Genomic DNA, 17,662 nt, shown 5'->3' with positions numbered 1-17,662 from the left:
AGTTACCGGCAGATGAAGCCGTATACTTCGCCCCCTCTCAGCGATTGCAAGCAATCGCCTGCCGGGCAATGGATGCGGTGCATCCGGAATACCAGACCAAGCCTGCATTTGGCTGGGTGAAGATTGGAACAAATCCAGCGGTTCTCAGCACGGCAGGGCGCGGTCGTGTGAACATTCATGGGGCTGTAACCTCGAAACCTTCGATGCACCCTTTGTCGAGCCCACAACTGTTGATGGGGTCAGCGCCGTGCAACTGCTGACCAAGATCGAAGCGCGCAACCCCGATAAGCGCATCGTTCATGTCATCTGGGATAACGCTGCCTACCACAAAGGGCCCGATGTCAGAGCTTTCCTCGCCAGGGCAGCTTGCCGTATCCATCTGATTCAGCTGCCGCCCTACTGCCCTCATCTCAATCCGATTGAGCGACTTTGGGCCGTCCTGCACCAATACGTGACCCACAATCGCTACTACCCAAGTCAGAAGCAGTTCGCCGACGCCATCCTTGCATTCATGCGTGAAACCATCCCGCAGGAGTGGACGAAATTCCGCGACAAGGTCTCAGACAACTTCCGCGTCATAACCCACGAGAACTTTCGGGTTTTGAAGTAGCAGAGGTATAGAAGAATCTTGCAAAACGAGTGCTGCCCACAAATGACAGCACCCGTGAAATTTATTTATTACTTAGATTAGAGCGCGGTTTGGGCGCTCCAGCGGGCGGCTTTCAAAGATCGTCGGCCGCCCAGGCCACCATGTTGCTGAACAAGGTGTTGTAACCGCTCCAAGCCAAGAAAGCGGGCGGCAACCAGTGCTCGCTCATGTCGGATGTCCAGGCCACGGTACGGCCTGCTCCGTAGGTACCGGTGGCAAGAAGCGGCAGCCCGCGCTGATCTTCGGGAAGCGACAGGATGAGCTGGACGTCAGCCTCTGGTTTCAGGGTCACTTCGTTGACGCCAAGCAGATAGGGCCAGTCACCTGAAATGCCGCCAAGGATCGGATGATCCGCCGCGTTGACGACGGGCGTGCAGCCTTCGGGAATTTCGACGCGGTCATCGCAGGTCTGGCAAGTGACGGGCAGAGCGGTTTCAACCTTGGTGTTATGCCAGCGGGCCTTGCCGTCGATACCCTGAAACGAGAAGTAGCCCCCGATCATGATCAGACCGCCACCCTGCCTTGTCCAGTCTGCCAGCAGATTTATGCGGTTCGCGACACGTTCGCCGCGCAGCCAGACGTCGGGGTGCAGCAGCAGTGTGTTGGCACCGATGTCGGAGAGGATGACCACGTCATATTCGGCAAGACCTTCCATCGTCGTGGGAAAATCTGCGGCGGCTTCGTGGGCAGGCATATGGGTGACCGCGTATGCGCCGTTTTTCATGCCCTCCATGAAGCGTTTGTTGCCAGTGTGGAAGGTGACACTGCCGAACTGGTCGAAGCCTTTGAAATGTGTGGAGGAGCTGACCCAGCTTTCGCCGACGAGAAGTACTTTTTTCATGTGTGATGTCCCGGAATGATTTTGCGCGCCAGTGCGCGGCGTGGATTGTCGACGACAAGCATCGAGAGATCGGCCTGTGTCAGGCCATGGCGCAGCAGGCGTGGCAGAAAGTGGCGCTGGACATGGGCGTAGCCGTTTCCGCCGTACTCACAGAGCATCATCTTGATGAAAACGTCCTGCGACAGAAGGATCTGCTCGCCGTAGCCGAGAGAAAAAAGATTTGCAATCGCGGTCGCGCAGTCTTCGTCCGAGGGGCATTGGACCCCCTGATCAGCGTACCAAAAATCCATGCCAAGCATATCGTATTCCAGAAAGGCGCCGCGATCGGCAAGGCTTCGCTGGTAGGCCACATCCTTAAACGAGGGGTTCATGTGGCAAAGGATCACCCGATCGAGTTGCTGACCATTCTGCGCAACGAGATCAAGGACATCATGAGCCAGACGGAACCATGCGGGAAGATGGATCATCAGCGGCAGGCCGGTTTCGGCCGCTGCTGCAGCGGATGCGGCAAGGACCTTGCGTTCGGCCGCGGTAAAGTCCGAACTGACACCAATTTCCCCAATGAGGCCGATTTTGGTATTGTGCTCACCGATACCGTCGCGCGCTTCCGAGATCAGCTCATCGGTGATGTCACGTTCTGACATGGCCTCAAGGTAGTCGGGGTGAGAGGAGTGCAGGTAATATCCTGCGCCCATCACGATGTTCAGGCCGGTTTCGCGGGCAATGCGGGTCAGCGCTTCGGGATTGCGACCTATGCCCTTGCAGGTGGGATCAACCACAGTGGCACCACCTTCGGCAACAAAAAGCATCAGCTCCTTTACGGCGAGCGCCTCGTCATCCAAGCCGCAATTTTCGAGGTTTGCGAAAGGATCGTGGCGCAGTTGTGACAGCATGTCCGGGGTGATCGGCACGTCGCGGATAGGGGAGCTGAACGCGGGATCGTGCCCGCGCCACCAGCATTTGCAGTCGTTCAGGATATGCTCGTGCATCAAGGTGACACCAAGGCGGTCAAGAGGCACAGGCCCGAGGACGGTCATCACGGTGTCTTCAAAGGGGGCGCTCATCAAGAAGATCCTTCGCGTAGCGGAGCCGCGTCATAAGCGGCAGAGTGAAAGGCAACTTCGAGCCGCATCACGTGCTCGAAGATGGCGGAGAGACGATTGGTCTCCGAAGCTTCGCCATATGTGTCGATGGCTTCTTTCAGCCAGAGAGCCTGATCTGCAAAGCCTCTATCGGCATGCAGATCGACCCAGGCGCGCAGATCAGGATCGCTGATCTGCCTTGCTGCCGCAGAGCTGCACCATGTCCAGTACATCCATTCGGCGGCAAACATTGCCGTGAGTATATCCGTAAAACGGCCCGTTCGAGCGATGTCGAGCATGCTGACGTCAAAGGCGGTCACCTCCTGCGGCACCTGGTCGGGCGGAGCGATGCAAAGGCGCGCGAAGACGTCTTCGAAATAGGGGACCTGCGCATTTGCAAGCGCGTCGAGGACGCCGATCAGCCAACGCTGCGCCTTTATGTCTGGCGCGCTTGTGACCGCATGGGCAAAGATTGAAATGGCAGTTGTAACGAACTTGCCCTCATAGGCCAGGTAGCGGTGGAAGACCACATCCGCGAGCCGATCCGCATGGATATCCGCGACGAAGCGATGTGCAAGCATCTCATCCAGAACCGCCTCGTTAGCCGACAGTATCTTGTCCGAAAGCAGCATGGATCAGGCGCCAAGGGCAGGTGTGGCTGCGGCGACAAAATCGCGTACTCGGGCGGGGTCAACGGGATTCCACCAGACGCCTCCCTCCTTGAGCGAAGATGCGACGATCACGGCACTGGCAAGGGTGAGGATTTCCGCGATGTTGTCTGCAGTGACACCCGAACCGACAAGAACCGGAAGGTTCGTGGCCTCTGCGACCTCGGAGATTTCCTCCATCGACGCACTGTTGCCGGTACGCTGTCCTGTCGCGATGACGGCGTCAACATCGAAGAAGGCAAGGTCACGGGTCAGTTCCGCAACGCTGCGATCAGCGGTGATAGAGTGACTGCCGTGTTTGACATGGCTGTCGGCGAAAACCTTTATGCTCTCGCCGCGCAAGGCAGACCGATAGCGCATCGCCTCGGCCGCCCGGCCCTCCATGAATCCTTCGTTCGCCACATAGGCATTGGCCCATTGATTGACGCGGATGAAAGCCGCGCCGGTCGCCCGTGCTATGGCAAATGCCGGGATCGGGGCGTTTGCCAGCACGTTTATCCCCACAGGAACGTCGAATTCACGCTTGATCCGGTCGACCACGATGGACATGAAGGCTGCTGTTTCGGGGCCGATGTCGTCAGGTTTTGAAAACGGGACATCGCCATGGTTTTCGACGATCAGGCCATGCAATCCGTTCCCGATCAGCCGCTCTGCATCGCGCAAGCAGGCGTCATAGATTTGATCCAGAGTTTCACCGCGATAGCGCGGTGCCCCCGGAAATGGTGGGCAGTGGATCATGCCGATCAGGGCCTTCGGGCGGCCAAAAATCTGTTCGATGGCGTTTGCGGAATTGTCGGAGATGGTTTGCATGTCTGGTCCTGTTCCGTGGCCGTTGCAGTCGGTTCCTTATAAGGACCGCAGCAACGGTATCTGGCGGTTTAAGTCTTGCGCGAGATCTTGAAGTTAGCGGTGAAGATCCGGGTGTTGAGCCAGATCGCGATGAGGATGATCGCCCCTGTCACGATCTGCGTGAAGAACGGCGAGATGTGCATGAGGATCAGCCCGTTTCCGATCACGGCGATGGTCAGGGTGCCCAGCAGTGTGCCGAGGATTGACCCGCGTCCCCCGAACAGCGACGTGCCCCCCAGAACCACAGCTGCGATCACCTGCAGTTCGAACCCAACCGCCGCATTGGACGATCCCGAGCCGAGCCGAGCCGCGATCAGCAAACCGGCCACGGCGCAGGCGATGCCTGACAGCATGTAGACAGACGCGATGATCCATTTCGACGGCATGCCGACCCGCCGTGCCGCTTCGGGGTTGGAACCGACGGCGACGACCTGACGGCCATACATCTGACGGCTGATCACGATGGCTGCGACAGCCGCGATCAGCAAGGCGATGACCGCAGGTACCGGAAAGCCCAACAAAGTGCCGCGCCCAAGAGCAAAGAACCCCGGCACATCATTGATCGGGATAGAGTAGCCTTGCGTCATGTAAAGGGCAAAGCCGCGCAGGATCGACAGGCCCGCAAGTGTGACGATGAAGGCCGGAATGCCTTGATAGGCGATAAACCAGCCCTGCGCGAGACCGATGAGCGCACCAAAGGCCAGCATGGCAAGAACCACGATAGGCCACGGCACCCCGAAAGACAGGATGATCGCCGCAGAGGCATTGATCAGCGCAACCTGAGAACCGACCGAAAGATCGATGCCGGCCGTGATGATGACGAAAGTCATGGCCACCGCGACGATCAGGATCGGGGCCGCCTGCCGCAGGATGTTGAGGATGTTGCCAACGCTGAAGAACACGTCGGTCGCGAGCGAAAAGAAGAGGACGCAGACGGCAAAGAAAAAGGCGATGGACAGCACCTGCGCATGTTCGCTCAGAAAGTCCGCGATGGTGGAACCCTGTCCGCGTTCGGTGTAGGCTGCACTCATATCTCTTCTCCCTTGCCGACGATCAGCTTGACGAGATCCTCAAGGCTGGTGGTGCTTATCTCGCGTTCAGCGACCTTGGTGCCTTCGTACATGACGGCGATCTTGTCGCAGACGCGGAAAAGGTCCTGCAGGCGGTGGGTGATCAGTATGACCGACACGCCACGGGCCTTGACCCGGTTGATCAAGCGCAGCACGGCCTCGACTTCAGCAACGGCGAGGGCCGAGGTAGGCTCGTCCATGATTAGGACGCGCGGGTTGAAGGATGCGGCACGGGCGATAGCGATGGCCTGCCGCTGGCCACCGGACAGCTGGGCTACCTTGGCGTTCAGCTTGGGAATACGGATGTCGAGGTCATCAAGCATGTCGCGCGCCTTGGCACGCATCCGGGCACTGTCGAGAAAGGACCAGTTCGTCATCTCGCGACCCAGGAACAGGTTGCCCATCACGTCGATATGGTCGCACAGGCTCAGGTCCTGGAACACCATCTCGATGGACCGGGCGCGCGCGTCTGCGGGATTGGAAAAGCGCACCTGCTCTCCATCGATGGAAATGGTGCCACTGTCGGGAATGTATGTCCCCGAGATAATCTTGGTGAGTGTGGATTTGCCCGCCGCATTGTCGCCGATAAGCCCGAGGCATTCGCCAGGTGCGACGTCCAGATCGACACCGCGCAGCGCCTCGATAGAGCCAAAGGTCTTGCGGATGCCGCGTAGCGAGATGCGCGGGACGGGGGCGGCCGCGGTGTCGGAGGGCACAGAGCCCTCCGACGGTTCGGCCAGGTGGTGTGCTGGCGTGGATGTCACTCGAACATGCTCCGGAAGTCATCGACGTTGGCACCGGTAACGATGGTGACCGGCACGGCGATTGTGGACTCGACACTGCCACCGCCGCTGAGGGTCTTGAGCGCATCAACCGCTGCGGCGCCCATGCCTGCCGGGTCCTGCTGGATTACGGCCGCGACATAGCCTTGGTCGATGCCACGGATCGCCTGAGCTGTCAGGTCCCAGCCAAAGATCTCGATGCTGTCCTGTTTGCCTTGGCTTTCGACAGCTGCGACGGCACCAAGAAGCGCGGGTTCACCCGTGGCGTAAATCGCAGTCAGGTCTGGATTGGCCGTGATCAGGTTCTCGGCTGCGGACAGCGCCAGATCCTGAACATTCTGACCATCCACAACACCGGCTTCGCTCACGCCTTCGGCGCCTGAAATGGTTTCGACAAAGCCCGCCTGCCGGATGTTCTGGATCGACGAGTTCAACGCGCCGACGATACCGATCTTGGCCGTTCCGCCCATGTCAGAAGCCAGGTAGTCGAGGAAGAATTTCCCCATGTCGGCTCCAGCACTCTTGTTGTTGACACCAACCTGAGCGGCTTGCGGCCCTTCCGGCAGAACGGCGTCGACGGCGACGACGGGTATGCCTGCATCAGCCGCCTGCTGAACGGCGGGCATGATGCCGTTGGTATCGATCGCGACAACGATGATGCCGTCGACACCTTGCTGAATGTAGGTCTCGATCGCGCTGTTCTGTGCGGCTGGATCGTTGTTGGCGTTGAAGATGACCAGCTCGTCACCTGCGGCCTCTGCCGCGGCTGTGGCACCAGCGTTCATCTGGTTGAAGAACAGGGCCTGCTGGTTGATTTGCACCAGCGCGAAGGTTTCGGCAAATGCGGATGTCGCCATCAGGCATGCGCCTGCGGTGGCCGACAAAAGAGCGGTTTTTCTGAAACGTGTCATTGTCATCTCCGTTGGGTTGGGGGCAGTTTCTTGATCGTCCGGTCTCAGATCCGGTTCTTGTTTTTGGCCGGTGCCGTAACCGAGCTGCGCTCGATCAGGGTCACTGGCATGCGTTCGATGAGGGATCTGAAATCGGGTTGATCCCAAGTATCGCTGAAAAGGATGTCTACGGCGCGCGCGCCAAGCTGATCGACCGGCTGGCGGACCGAAGTGATTGGAGGCGCGAAAAGATGAAGCGACCGGGCATCATCAAAACTGATGAGAGAAAAGTCCTCGGGGATGCGCACCCCTTGTTCATTGAAGACTTCGATGGTTCCGACGGTCAGCTCATCAGAGCCCGAAAAGATCGCCGTTTCCTGATCTGCCTGGGCGAGAAAGCGCTTGGCCAGTTCGCGACCTGACGTGGGAGAGTGATCACCGACGAATAGCGTCGGTTCTATCCCTGTCTCACTATTTTCCGCCAGTCCCAATCGCAGGCCGGCCAGACGTGTCTGGGTGCTATGCAGATCGCTTCCACCACCGAAATAGGCGATATGAGAATGCCCTGCTTCACGCAGGTGTCGTCCAGCGAGGACGCCGCCCATCTCGTTGTCGCACAAGAGCCTTGGCGCCATACCGCCAGGCACATCTTCGTCAAGGATCACGGCGCGGGTAAATTCGTTGAGCTCTTGGGCGACCTGAGCCTCGGGGGAGCGGTTGGTGATAAAGATAACGCCATCGACACGGTTCTGGGCGGCACGTTTCAGAGCGGCCAGCTCTCGCTCACTTTTGTTGAAGGTCGCATGGAGGAGGACCATCGATTTGTGGGCGGCCGCGGCGAGTTCGATCGCTGCGGCGAGTTTTGCAAAGAACGGGTTCGCGATATCTGGCAGGATCAGGGCAATTGTGTCCGACCGCCCAAGGCTGAGCCGGCGTGCATGCGGGTTAGGGTGGTAGCTGAGTTTTTCGACGGCGGCGTCTATGCGTGTACGGGTTGCTTCGGGCAGGTCCAGAGAGCCATTCAGATAGCGCGATATCGTGGCCGCCGAAACGCCCGCTTCCGTTGCTACATCCTTGAGACTGTGCCGCAATTTCATTTTCTGGCTTTCGTGTTCATAGTCAAGTATCGATCAAGTAAATGGCTTTACTAAACCCTTTTACAATTGTCTTTTCTGATTCTGTCAATCAAGCTCATGAAAAATATTCTGATCGGGCTGATGCTCCGCCCAAAAGTTGGGCATGCCTGGGGAAAGGAAAACAGAATGAAGGTTTTTGTCGTCGGCAATATCGCGATGGATCAGACCCTCGCCATTGATCAGATGCCCCGCGAAGGTGCTTCGATCTTCGGAGTCCGAGTCTCAAGTGATCTGGGCGGCAAGGGAACAAACCAGGCAATCGTGTTGGCCAGATGTGGCATCCGGACGATCCTTGTCGCCGGGATCGGCGCGGATGTTCAGGGCAGGCAGATGAGAGACTTGCTTGAACGCGAACCGGTCATTGGGCGATTGCTGGAACTTCCTGATTGCGCGAGCGACAGCACGATTGTCCTTAAGGATGCTGCAGGTGGGAACGCGAACATCACGACTGTTGACTGTGCTCGGCGCCTAGAGCCTGCGGATGTAAGGCCGATGATCGCCGATGCCACGCGGGGCGATATGCTGGTCCTGCAAGGTAATCTGAGCTTGACCACGACTGCCGGGATCATGGAAGAGGCCCGCCGAAAGGGCGTGCGCATCGTGCTCAACCCGTCGCCCTTCGATGCCATGATAACCTCATTGCTCCCAGGACTAGACATTCTCTTCCTGAATGAGCACGAGGCCGAGCAGATCACTGGCACGCAGGATGAAGCTGCAGTCACGCGACTTCTGGCGTTGGGGATCGGCACAGTCGTTCTGACACTGGGGTCGCGCGGAGCACTGCTTGGTACAGAGGATGGTCTCGTTTCCGTGCCTGCCCGAAGTTGTCATGTCATGGACAGCACTGGCGCGGGCGATACGTTCCAAAGCGTCGCCATCGGATCTGCCTTGTTGAGGGAGAGCAGGATTGATGCCCGTGACCTTGGGATTGCCGCCAATGCCGCAGCTATCACCGTATCGCGTTTCGGGACAGTTGCGGCTTTCCCGACGCAGGAAGAGCTGGCAGGCCTTCTTAAGATCGATCACCTGAAAAAAGAGTAGACCAATTCATTTGACACACTGGTCGGCATTGCCAAGTTGTCAGGATAAGGCTGTGGCTCCTGACGGTTGCCGTCTCATGGCCTGATCTCGAGAACATAGTCTTCCCATGGCTCGAATGCATCTGCCCGAGCGTGGTGATAGGACGGGGCGGCGAGGCGATAGCGGCGAGGTTTGAAAACGGTGTTGATCTGATCGTGGGCTGCGAGAAAACGTTGCGCCTGCCTAGGGGACTTGTACCGTCTCATGATTTTTCGCGTCTTCGGGTCGGCCTGTGACTGCCCTCGATCCTTTCGTTGAGGCCCTTGTGGGCCCGGTGGTCAGCACCCGATGCGAAACCCGCGATCGGCTTTGTGTAGCATCCGCCACTGACAGCCGGTACTGGCGATGCGGAGAATGCCATCGCCGACATCGCGCATGCCTGTCGTGCGCGGCCTGCCGGTTGTCTTGCGCGCAGGGAGCACCGCATCGATCACCGCCCGTTCCGCATCGGTCAAATCACTTGCATATCGCTTGCCTGCCCGGTCATGTTGGCGACGGGCATGGCCATGGGATTTCCATTCAGCTTCGCAACCGAGCAGAAGCACAACCTGCTGAACTCACTCACTCAGTTTCAAATCAGTCTCTCATACGCGGAGGCTACCGGCGGTGTGTATGACAGCCAGGACGGAGGCAAAATGTGAACGACTGGATGCTCCGCAAAGGCATGGCGGCTCTATACAAGTGAGCCGGAGTGAAAGCCTGCCTAGGCCCACTGTGGCCCGGTCATCTGAAACCTAAAATTGGCGTGTCTTGCGCTCCCCCGCCCAGCTGGCAAGAACAGGAAGGATCGCAACGATCAGAAACACCCGAAGCACATGATGTGCGGCGACCATCGCCGGGTCGATCATGAGTGCCAGTGCAACGACCCCGAGCTCGGGCGCGCCACCGGGCAGATATGCCAGAAACAGGGGGGCAATTTCGCCGTCGACAAGCGGTGCCACAAGAACTGCGCCCGCCAGCGAGCCGACGGCCAGAAAGACGCCCACGAGGGCCGCAAGCCAGCCGTCGCGGAAGATCTGGATCATAGTGTAGCTGGCGAAACGGGCGCCAACGCTTGCCCCAATGACAATCTGCGCCAGCGTTGACAACACGAGCGGCACATGGACAGTCAGCAGCCCTGTCGCGTGCAGCAATGCCGAGGTCAGCAATGGCAAAAGCAGCATTGCCGACGGAAACCTGATCCGGCTTGCAATGAACCAGCTTGCGACCGCGGCAAGCGCGAGAATGCTGTGGTTTAGCGGATCAATCGCCTCGGGATGGGTATAGGCGGCACGGTTTGCATCGGCGAGGTCTATGCCAGAGATCATCTGGATCACGATGGGCGCGGACACCAGCAGGACGACCAGCCGCGCAGTATGACAAAGGACCACGCGGTTGACCTCGGTCTTGTACTCTTCGGCCAGCATCGACACGACGGAGAGCCCCCCGGGCATCGCCGCAAAGAGCGCCGTGTTGCGGTCCATTCCGCCCCAGCGCCGGAAAATAACATAGGCAAAGACACCGAACCCCAAGGACAGCAGGGACATTGCGAACAGACTGAACACCCAGGTGCCGGAACGGGCGACGACATCCTGCGTAAAGCCAGTCCCAAGCATCGTGCCGATCGCCACCATCGCATAGCTGCGCCAACTCGGCGGCAATGTCGGCTGAAAGCCTGAAATCTGGGTCACGAGCGCAGAGGCCGCGAGACTGCCCAAAACCCAGGGGAGCGGCAGATTCAGCAGAAAAAATGCAAGTCCACCCGCCGCGCCGACAATCAGTGTGACAGTGCCGCGGGAGAGAGGTGAGAGTGTCATGAGGTGTGTTCTGCCGAGGCCTGTTTGCGTTTGCGCACTGCCTTAAGGACCGGCGCGCCGACAAGTACAAGGATCATGATGATAAAAAGCGTCAGCGCAATCGGACGTTCCAGCAGATAATTCATCGGGTGACCGCCCGAGATCTGCAACGTGCGCACGAGTTCTCCTTCCATCATCCGCCCGAGCAGTAGGCCGATCACCGTGGCCGCGACCGGATAGTCGCTCCGGCGCATCAGCCAGCCAAGCCCGGAGAAGGCCGCAACCGTCAGGGGCCCCGCAATCGTGCCAGTGATCCCGTAGCCACCCCAGGCACACATCGCCAGAACGCTGGGCACCAGATAAGACAGCGGCACCCGCACCACCATGCCAAGCACGCGTAGCATCAGCAGGCCTATCACTGCCAGAAGCACCACCTGCCCCAGATTACCCAAGATGATTGAGTAGACGATGTCGGTTTGATTGCGGATAAAGGATGGGCCACCAATGATGTTGTGAAAGGAAAACGCGGCGAGCAGCACTGCAGTGGCAGCGCCACCGGGGATACCAAGCGCAAGCAGCGCGGTCATTGACCCGCCTTCCGAGCTGCTATTGGCGGATTCCGCCGCGGTCACGCCCTCTGGCGCGCCTTTACCAAAGGCTTGGGGAGTCTTCGAGGTACGCTTTGCCTCTCCGTAAGAAACGAGGTTCGCGACAGATGACCCCACGCCGGGGATTGCCCCAATTACCGCACCGATGAGGCTCCCGCGGATCAGAACGCCAGGATAGCGGAAGGTTTCGACGACACCTTTGAGGATCCTCGGAATTGAAATGTCGCGCTGCGCCTTGTCCTGCACCAAATACGTGCTGCCGCGCAGGCGCAGCAGTTCCGATGCCGCAAAAATGCCGATCATCGCCGGTACCACCGGAATGCCGTCAAGCAGATGCGGGTTGCCAACCGTGGTGCGCATGATGCCTGTGGTGGACATACCGATCTGGCTGAGGATCAGCCCAAAGAACCCCGCCATCAGCCCTTTCGACAAGCTGCTGTCGTTCAGCGTGGCTATCAGCGTCAGCCCCCAGAGCACAACCACCACCATCTCCATCGGTCCGATCTTGAGCACAAAGGCAGCAAGCGGCTCGATGAGGAGAAGCAGGAGCAGATATCCGAAGAAGGCACCAACCACCGACGCGGCAAGGCCGAGGCCAAGTGCCTCGTTGTGCTTGCCCTGCCGCGCCATGGGATAGCCATCAAAGGCGGTGGCGATGGACGATGAAGAGCCGGGAATATTCATCAGAATAGCTGTGACACCGCCGCCATAGGCGCCGCCGGTGAAGATGGAGGTGAGAAACAGCATGGCCTGAAGAAACTCCATGCCAAATGTCACCGGTAGAAAGACGGCCATGGCCATGGAAATCTGCAACCCAGGGATCGAGCCGAAGATCAGCCCGATCAGCAACCCCGGGATGACCCAGATCCACGGATCGAAGCTGGTAAACAGAAGGCCCATGGCCTGAGACAGGGCAAATTGGTCGATCATGTCAAAGCACCAGCGTGAGCATCGGATAAGGGAAGAGCGAACCGAACCCCTTGACCAGAAGCAGGGTAAAAATCGCGGCGAACAATGGCGGCTGCCACAGGCCCTTACCGCCGCTCATGACGACGCCAGCCCAGACGAAGAGGAAAGTAGCGACATCAAAGCCGATATAGGTCAGCGCAAAACAGAAGGCTGCAAACCCGGAAAGCAAGAGCAGATCACCCCAGACGGCGCTGTGCGTCTCGGTTTCTGCCGACATTGGTTTGCGCAGCGCGCCGACGACAATCGTCACGGTGAGCAGCAGCAGAGCTGCCGCGACCGGGGCAACAACCACGAGGTTGTTGAGCTTGGTGGAGGCAGAGAGAGCGCTCCAGGTGATGAAGCCAGAGATGGCCATGATGATGCCGAGCAAAGCGGCATGGGTCGCGGATATTTTACCTGTCACGTCTGTCCCCCCGAAAAGATGTTAGGTGTTCATGAAATGCAGGGGCCGCGGCCCCTGCAGCCCCGCATCACTGGTCGGGTTCGTAGCGTTTGAGGACTTCGAAATTCGACTCAATGATTTCGGTCGTACGCTCCGGCCCGAGCCACTCTGCGCCGATTTCTTGGGCTTCAAGCATGGCCACGAACTCTTCATCTTCTAGGACGGTCTTGTAGGCTTCGACCATCTTCTGAAATCCTTCAGGGTTCTCTTTCTTGAACGCCGCATGAGCGGCAAGCCCACGCATAGAACCCGGCAGAACTGGAACTGCCTCCAATCCCGCCTCCGTCAGGGCCGTGTTGAGTGTCGGTGCATCCCAATTGGCATCGGCTGCATCAGCCGCTACCGCAAGTGGGCGCACATATTCCTGAATGGACAGCGTCCCATCGGCTGCCAGAACGGTCATGTCCACCTGTCCCCCGGCGACGGCAGTTCGGGCTGCTCCGCCGGATTCGTAGGTCACGATGCTGACAGCGCTGTTGTCGAGGCCATATGCCTCGAGCGCCAGCTCAAGATTGATTGCCCCGGTCGAACCCGGCACGACCGAAACCTTGAGCGCTCCGGGGTTGGCCTTTGCCGCCTCCATGAAGTCTGCCAGTGTCTGATATGACGTATCCGCGTTTACCGCGAAAAGGTCATAATCGTTCCATTGCCCGTTGATGAACGCAAAGTCGGCGAGCGTATAATCCGCATCAAACCGCAGGATCGCGTTCGAGATGTAGGGGTGGATCGAGGTGGCCAGGAAATAGCTGCCATCGGTGGGCATTTGCGTAAAATAAGTGTGCCCCACATGTCCGCCGCCGCCTTCCTGATTGATGACGCTGATCGGCACGCCCAGCTCTTGCTGGAGGCGCTGTGCGAGCGCGCGAGCGGTCCGGTCAGCCGAGCCTCCGGGCCCCAACGCTACGACAAAGTTGATCTTTTGCGGCGGCCAGGCGTCCTGCGCTGCTGCCCTCATAGGCTGCAGACTAGCGGCAAGCGACAGGCTCAGCACAGCGGCGGTAAACAGGCGTCTCTTCATGGAAAAGGTTCCTCCCTTGGAAACAAATCTCACATAATTGAACTACAATCATGTGTGGTCACAAGTGTTAACGGGGCAGGAGTTTTTCTGTCAAGTGTTAAAGGTCCATTGACAAACAAGTTATTTATATGGCTTTTCTACGGAAATTGTAGAATGCTCCTTGTGGAGTCACAGAATGTGGATGCACAGATTGTCAACAAACATGGATGATACGCGGGGAACTGTCCCGGACCGGATCCTGACAGAATTACGTGAGGACATCCTTTCCGGACTGTTGGAGCCTGGCGCCCGACTGGGGGAGATTGCGTTGGCCGAAAGGTTTGACGTGAGCCGCGGACCAGTGCGGGCGGCGCTGAACTTGCTGAGTGAATCCGGTATCGTGACAATTGTTCCCAACAGCGGCGCCAGGGTACGGGTGATGCGGCGAGAGGATGCGCGCGCCCTGTACGAGGTGCGTGCTGCCCTTGAGGGAGAGGCCGCAATGTTGGCGGCGGCAAAGGCAGGCCCGGATACGGCGCGCCAATTTAGTCAGTTGCTGGATCAGCATGCGGGCGAAGTGGCGGCTCATCCCGATGGTGCATACCTGCAAGCGCCGGGCGATCGCGATTTCCATATGGTGACTGCGCAAATGGCGGCAAACCCGATCATTCTACGCTACCTCACCCGGGAATTGTATCCGCAGTTGTCGTTGCTTCGGGTCAAGCATCGCAATGTTACGGGGCGTGGAACTGCGGCGCTACGCGAGCACGAACGCATCGCCGCTGCAATTTCTGACGGGGATCCAGAGGTAGCGGGACTGCTTATGCGCCGTCATGTCCAAAACAGTTGGACCGCGCTCGAAGCGCAGCTTTCTGAAGCGGAGGAGGCTACCGAATGACCCAGCATCGTCTGCCAGCAGCCTTTATCCGTGGCGGCACGTCCAAGGCCGTAGTGCTGAAACGCGCTGACCTGCCGGGTAACGAGGCCGAGTGGCCGACGCTATTCGCCGCAATCCTTGGCAGCCCAGATCCCAACATGCGCCAACTCAATGGAATGGGCGGAGGGATTTCGTCGCTTAGCAAGATCTGCGTCATCGGACCATCCACGCGGCCCGACGCGGATATAGATTATACCTTTGCGCAGGTCGGAGTGGTGAATGACGCCGTCGATTTCAGCAGCAATTGCGGAAACATGAGCTCTGCGATGGGACCCTTTGCCTATGACGAGGGGTTGGTTGATGGACCGCTGAACGGACAGGCCATCGTCCGGATTCACAACACGAATTCTGGCAAGATCATTGCGGCGCGCTTTAGGGTTGCCAGTGGACGGGCTTTGGTTGCGGGAGATCTGACAATACCGGGGGTCCACGGCACCGGCGCACCCGTCGTGCTGGATTTCCTCGACCCTACTGACACATTTGGACGTGGCCTACTGCCAAGCGGTCAGCAGATTGACTGCTTCACGCTGCAGGACGGACGCGAGGTGAACGTCACCATGATCGACGCCGCCGTGCCGTCGGTCTTTGTTGCGGCCTCAGATGTCGATGGGGACACCTGTGCCCATCCATCAGAACTCGACAATGATATCGCGCTTATGACGCGCCTGGAAGAGATCCGTAGACAGGCCTCAGTCGTCATAGGCCTTACCGCGGATGCCGACAGCGCCGCCCGCCGCATCGCTACGCCCAAGGTCGCCATGGTCGGCACCACTGCACACTATGAAGATCTGTCCGGCCAAAGTCATGCGCCACAGGCACAGGATCTCCAGATCCGCATGATCTCTGCCGGGCAGGCACATCGTGCAGTTCCGGTCACTGGTGCACTGGCGCTTGCCTGTGCTGCGGTAGTCAAGGGTTCGGTGGTAGCGACTGTTCTGGCACCAGATGCTGATCCGCTCAATCTGCGCATCGGCACACCCAGCGGCATCATTACCGTCGGGGCGACCCGCGATGCGGAAGGTGGAGGCATATCCGCCGCGCGTATCCTTCGCACCCAGCGCCGCCTCATGGATGGGCATGTCTATGCGCCGCTTCAAAGCACTCTCAAATCCCGGCGATCAGACTTCAAGAAAGAAAAAATCCCATGCTCAACCACGAAATAAACAGTGCCTTCAAAAAACGCATCCTCACCGGCGGGCCTCTCTTGATGCCCGGCGCCGCCAACGCGCTGGCCGCACGTGTCATAGAGGATCAAGGGTTCGAGTCCATCTATCTCTCGGGTGCTGGACTTACCAACACCTATCTGGGCATGCCTGATCTAGGCTTTGTCGGCCTGTCCGAAATAGCGCAGCACACTTCCACTATCCGCGACGCTACCGAATTGCCCATCGTCGTTGATGCCGATAACGGTTTTGGCAACTCACTGAACGTGCGTCACACCATCCGCACGCTCGAACGCGCAGGTGCCAGCGCCATTCAGCTCGAAGATCAGAAAATCCCCAAGCGCTGCGGGCACTTTTCCGGAAAGGAAGTTGTGCCGATTGCGGAGGCGCGGATGCGCATCCGCGCGGCGGTTGATGCGCGGCAGAATGAGAACACGCTGATTGTCGCGCGTACAGATGCCCGAGCAACGGACGGATATACCGAAGCAATGGACCGGGCTTCTGCATTCATTGAGGAAGGAGCCGACATCACATTTGTCGAGGCACCGCAATCGGAAGAAGAGATGCGCGCCATCCCTGCGACACTGAAAGGCACGCCTCAGCTGGTTAATTTGGTGGTAGGCGGGAAGACACCAATCCTGGGTTTGGATGAGTTGGGCGAGATGGGCTTTTCCCTTATCCTCTATGCCAATGTGGCGCTTCAGTCGGCGGTCTATGGCATGCAGATGGCATTGGGTCAGCTCAAGGATACGGGCAAGATGGATGAAAGCGGTCCTCTGGCCAGCTTCATGGAGCGCCAACGGATGGTGCGCAAAGACCTATTCGACGAACTTGAGAAGCGTTACGCACTTTGAGGGCGTTGTCACGTTAACTGGCCTGAGGTTGTCGGTTCATTGATCTGGGCGTAGGCGGTGTCGACTCAGACATTGAAAATCATCTGCAAACGCCACCGCTTTCCACCCAGATCATCGCTCACGTTGTCTGGCTCTACGTCCGATTCAACTTGAGCCTGCGCGAGGTTGAGGAGTTGATGCTGTAACGTGGCGTGGACGTTAGTACGAGACGCTCCGACGCTGGATCGTCAAGTTCGGCCCCCTGATCGCCCACATTCTAAGGCGATGGCAGCTGCGCCCCGGCGATGTCTGGCATATCGGCGAAGTCTTCGTGAAGATTACTGGCCGGTCTTTCTGGCTGTGGCGGGCTGTCGACCAAAACGGTGTTGTTCTTGAGAAAATCGTTCAATCGAGACGAGACAAGCGCGCTGCAAAACGGCTTTTGGTCAAGCTGATGATCCGCTGGGGCTTCATGCCCAAGAGGATCATTACGGACAAACTGCGCTCCTGCGCAGCCGCCAAGCGCGAGGTCGCGCCTGGCCTTGATCCTTGGTCCCGCAATGGTCTCAAAAACCGTGCAGAGAACAGCCACTTGCCCTTGTGAAAACGAGAGCGGGTGATGCAAGGCTATCCGCAGGCTAAACGCAAGCGTTTTGCTGGACACAGTTATCCTGCCAGCGCCGCGAACTGTTGAAAGGCGGTGCCACCGTTGTCGGCAAGCTGACCCTTTCGGATCATATGCGCGGTCTCGATCCCGGCGGGGGTCGCCTGCGCAGCAGCGAAAGATTAAAAGCCCTGCATCGACCGGGTCAGCTTCTTGATGAAGCGGTGGGGCATTGCCAAATTGTCTGGCTGGCCTAATCGGGCTATGGCGTACTCCATGAAAATACC

Annotated in this window: 17 protein-coding genes and 4 pseudogenes; 6 read left to right on the top strand and 15 right to left on the bottom strand. The window is 58.6% G+C overall.

Annotation, left to right across the window (positions count from 1 at the left end; genetic code table 11):
- The first annotated feature begins 22 nt into the window (after positions 1-22).
- Positions 23-610 carry a transposase gene (locus P775_RS29295; protein WP_342749691.1) on the top strand — a complete coding sequence of 196 codons (588 nt, stop codon included), beginning with the start codon at positions 23-25 and terminating at the stop codon, positions 608-610.
- A 112-nt stretch (positions 611-722) separates the two neighbouring features.
- Here P775_RS29295 and P775_RS25455 read toward each other — a convergent pair whose 3' ends face one another.
- The 8 genes from P775_RS25455 to P775_RS25420 all read right to left on the bottom strand — a co-directional run bounded on the left by P775_RS25455 (position 723) and on the right by P775_RS25420 (position 7,928).
- A complete protein-coding gene (locus P775_RS25455; RefSeq protein WP_099913613.1) occupies positions 723-1,490 on the bottom strand; it encodes a glutamine amidotransferase in 768 nt (255 codons plus the stop codon).
- Positions 1,487-2,554 (bottom strand): phosphotriesterase family protein, encoded by a 1,068-nt coding sequence (locus P775_RS25450; RefSeq protein WP_099913612.1) that lies wholly within the window; start codon positions 2,552-2,554, stop codon positions 1,487-1,489. The genes P775_RS25455 and P775_RS25450 overlap by 4 nt, the downstream gene beginning before the upstream one ends.
- Positions 2,554-3,204, bottom strand: coding sequence for a TenA family protein (locus tag P775_RS25445; RefSeq protein WP_099913611.1), 651 nt, complete (start codon positions 3,202-3,204; stop codon positions 2,554-2,556). The genes P775_RS25450 and P775_RS25445 overlap by 1 nt, the downstream gene beginning before the upstream one ends.
- A 3-nt stretch (positions 3,205-3,207) precedes the next feature.
- The gene (locus P775_RS25440; protein ID WP_099913610.1) at positions 3,208-4,050 is read right to left on the bottom strand and encodes a BtpA/SgcQ family protein; all 843 of its coding nucleotides are present in this window, start codon (positions 4,048-4,050) and stop codon (positions 3,208-3,210) included.
- Positions 4,051-4,118: 68 nt separating this feature from the next.
- Positions 4,119-5,120 carry an ABC transporter permease gene (locus P775_RS25435; protein WP_099913609.1) on the bottom strand — a complete coding sequence of 334 codons (1,002 nt, stop codon included), beginning with the start codon at positions 5,118-5,120 and terminating at the stop codon, positions 4,119-4,121.
- Entirely contained in the window at positions 5,117-5,875 is a 759-nt protein-coding gene (locus P775_RS25430; protein WP_245875862.1) for an ATP-binding cassette domain-containing protein, read from the bottom strand. Before P775_RS25430 ends, P775_RS25435 begins: the two co-directional genes overlap by 4 nt.
- Positions 5,876-5,919: 44 nt before the next feature.
- Positions 5,920-6,852 carry a substrate-binding domain-containing protein gene (locus P775_RS25425; RefSeq protein ID WP_099913607.1) on the bottom strand — a complete coding sequence of 311 codons (933 nt, stop codon included), beginning with the start codon at positions 6,850-6,852 and terminating at the stop codon, positions 5,920-5,922.
- Between the two features lie 44 nt (positions 6,853-6,896).
- Positions 6,897-7,928: a LacI family DNA-binding transcriptional regulator gene (locus P775_RS25420; protein ID WP_099913606.1), complete on the bottom strand. Its 1,032-nt coding sequence runs from the start codon at positions 7,926-7,928 to the stop codon at positions 6,897-6,899.
- A 165-nt stretch (positions 7,929-8,093) separates the two neighbouring features.
- Between P775_RS25420 and P775_RS25415 the strand changes: the two genes are divergently transcribed.
- Positions 8,094-9,008, top strand: coding sequence for a ribokinase (locus tag P775_RS25415; RefSeq protein ID WP_180287582.1), 915 nt, complete (start codon positions 8,094-8,096; stop codon positions 9,006-9,008).
- A 74-nt stretch (positions 9,009-9,082) separates the two neighbouring features.
- Here the strand turns inward: P775_RS25415 and P775_RS25410 are convergent.
- From P775_RS25410 to P775_RS25385, 6 genes and pseudogenes are all read right to left on the bottom strand, one after another.
- Positions 9,083-9,363 (bottom strand): annotated as a pseudogene (locus P775_RS25410) (DDE-type integrase/transposase/recombinase); the annotation flags it as partial.
- A pseudogene (locus tag P775_RS29290) lies at positions 9,362-9,586 on the bottom strand (transposase); the annotation flags it as partial. The pseudogenes P775_RS29290 and P775_RS25410, both read right to left, overlap by 2 nt.
- Positions 9,587-9,781: 195 nt before the next feature.
- Positions 9,782-10,843 (bottom strand): AbrB family transcriptional regulator, encoded by a 1,062-nt coding sequence (locus P775_RS25400; RefSeq protein ID WP_099913603.1) that lies wholly within the window; start codon positions 10,841-10,843, stop codon positions 9,782-9,784.
- Complete coding sequence (locus P775_RS25395; protein WP_099913602.1) at positions 10,840-12,360, bottom strand: tripartite tricarboxylate transporter permease; 1,521 nt, start codon at positions 12,358-12,360, stop codon at positions 10,840-10,842. Before P775_RS25395 ends, P775_RS25400 begins: the two co-directional genes overlap by 4 nt.
- Before the next feature lies 1 nt (position 12,361).
- On the bottom strand, positions 12,362-12,769 hold the full coding sequence (locus P775_RS25390; RefSeq protein WP_245875861.1) for a hypothetical protein: 408 nt from the start codon (positions 12,767-12,769) through the stop codon (positions 12,362-12,364).
- Positions 12,770-12,869: 100 nt separating this feature from the next.
- Positions 12,870-13,859, bottom strand: a complete 990-nt coding sequence (locus P775_RS25385) for a Bug family tripartite tricarboxylate transporter substrate binding protein (protein WP_218967768.1) — start codon at positions 13,857-13,859, stop codon at positions 12,870-12,872.
- A 202-nt stretch (positions 13,860-14,061) separates the two neighbouring features.
- Between P775_RS25385 and P775_RS25380 the strand changes: the two genes are divergently transcribed.
- The 4 genes and pseudogenes from P775_RS25380 to P775_RS30040 all read left to right on the top strand — a co-directional run.
- Complete coding sequence (locus tag P775_RS25380; RefSeq protein WP_099913601.1) at positions 14,062-14,736, top strand: GntR family transcriptional regulator; 675 nt, start codon at positions 14,062-14,064, stop codon at positions 14,734-14,736.
- Positions 14,733-15,938, top strand: a complete 1,206-nt coding sequence (locus tag P775_RS25375) for a PrpF domain-containing protein (protein WP_099913600.1) — start codon at positions 14,733-14,735, stop codon at positions 15,936-15,938. Before P775_RS25380 ends, P775_RS25375 begins: the two co-directional genes overlap by 4 nt.
- Positions 15,920-16,792, top strand: a complete 873-nt coding sequence (locus P775_RS25370; protein ID WP_099913599.1) for an isocitrate lyase/PEP mutase family protein — start codon at positions 15,920-15,922, stop codon at positions 16,790-16,792. Before P775_RS25375 ends, P775_RS25370 begins: the two co-directional genes overlap by 19 nt.
- Positions 16,793-16,849: 57 nt before the next feature.
- A pseudogene (locus tag P775_RS30040) lies at positions 16,850-17,372 on the top strand (IS6 family transposase); the annotation flags it as partial.
- A 65-nt stretch (positions 17,373-17,437) separates the two neighbouring features.
- Here P775_RS30040 and P775_RS29280 read toward each other — a convergent pair.
- Positions 17,438-17,662, bottom strand: a pseudogene (locus P775_RS29280) (hypothetical protein); the annotation flags it as partial.

The sequence above is a fragment of the Puniceibacterium antarcticum genome (genome assembly GCF_002760615.1).
GTDB classification, from domain to species: Bacteria; Pseudomonadota; Alphaproteobacteria; order Rhodobacterales; family Rhodobacteraceae; genus Puniceibacterium; species Puniceibacterium antarcticum.
The sequence above is the reverse complement of the archived record's forward strand: the minus strand, read 5'-3'. Positions and strand labels throughout refer to the sequence as shown.

Bases quoted from the DNA above. Each gene is read 5' to 3' on its own strand.
- P775_RS25455 (WP_099913613.1), bottom strand. From the start codon at position 1,490: ATGAAAAAAGTACTTCTCGTCGGCGAAAGCTGGGTCAGCTCCTCCACA.
- P775_RS25375 (WP_099913600.1), top strand. From the start codon at position 14,733: ATGACCCAGCATCGTCTGCCAGCAGCCTTTATCCGTGGCGGCACGTCC.
- P775_RS25395 (WP_099913602.1), bottom strand. From the start codon at position 12,360: ATGATCGACCAATTTGCCCTGTCTCAGGCCATGGGCCTTCTGTTTACC.
- P775_RS25450 (WP_099913612.1), bottom strand. From the start codon at position 2,554: ATGAGCGCCCCCTTTGAAGACACCGTGATGACCGTCCTCGGGCCTGTG.
- P775_RS25425 (WP_099913607.1), bottom strand. From the start codon at position 6,852: ATGACACGTTTCAGAAAAACCGCTCTTTTGTCGGCCACCGCAGGCGCA.
- P775_RS25385 (WP_218967768.1), bottom strand. From the start codon at position 13,859: ATGAAGAGACGCCTGTTTACCGCCGCTGTGCTGAGCCTGTCGCTTGCC.
- P775_RS25420 (WP_099913606.1), bottom strand. From the start codon at position 7,928: ATGAAATTGCGGCACAGTCTCAAGGATGTAGCAACGGAAGCGGGCGTT.
- P775_RS25370 (WP_099913599.1), top strand. From the start codon at position 15,920: ATGCTCAACCACGAAATAAACAGTGCCTTCAAAAAACGCATCCTCACC.
- P775_RS25400 (WP_099913603.1), bottom strand. From the start codon at position 10,843: ATGACACTCTCACCTCTCTCCCGCGGCACTGTCACACTGATTGTCGGC.
- P775_RS25435 (WP_099913609.1), bottom strand. From the start codon at position 5,120: ATGAGTGCAGCCTACACCGAACGCGGACAGGGTTCCACCATCGCGGAC.
- P775_RS25380 (WP_099913601.1), top strand. From the start codon at position 14,062: ATGGATGATACGCGGGGAACTGTCCCGGACCGGATCCTGACAGAATTA.
- P775_RS25415 (WP_180287582.1), top strand. From the start codon at position 8,094: ATGAAGGTTTTTGTCGTCGGCAATATCGCGATGGATCAGACCCTCGCC.
- P775_RS25440 (WP_099913610.1), bottom strand. From the start codon at position 4,050: ATGCAAACCATCTCCGACAATTCCGCAAACGCCATCGAACAGATTTTT.
- P775_RS25445 (WP_099913611.1), bottom strand. From the start codon at position 3,204: ATGCTGCTTTCGGACAAGATACTGTCGGCTAACGAGGCGGTTCTGGAT.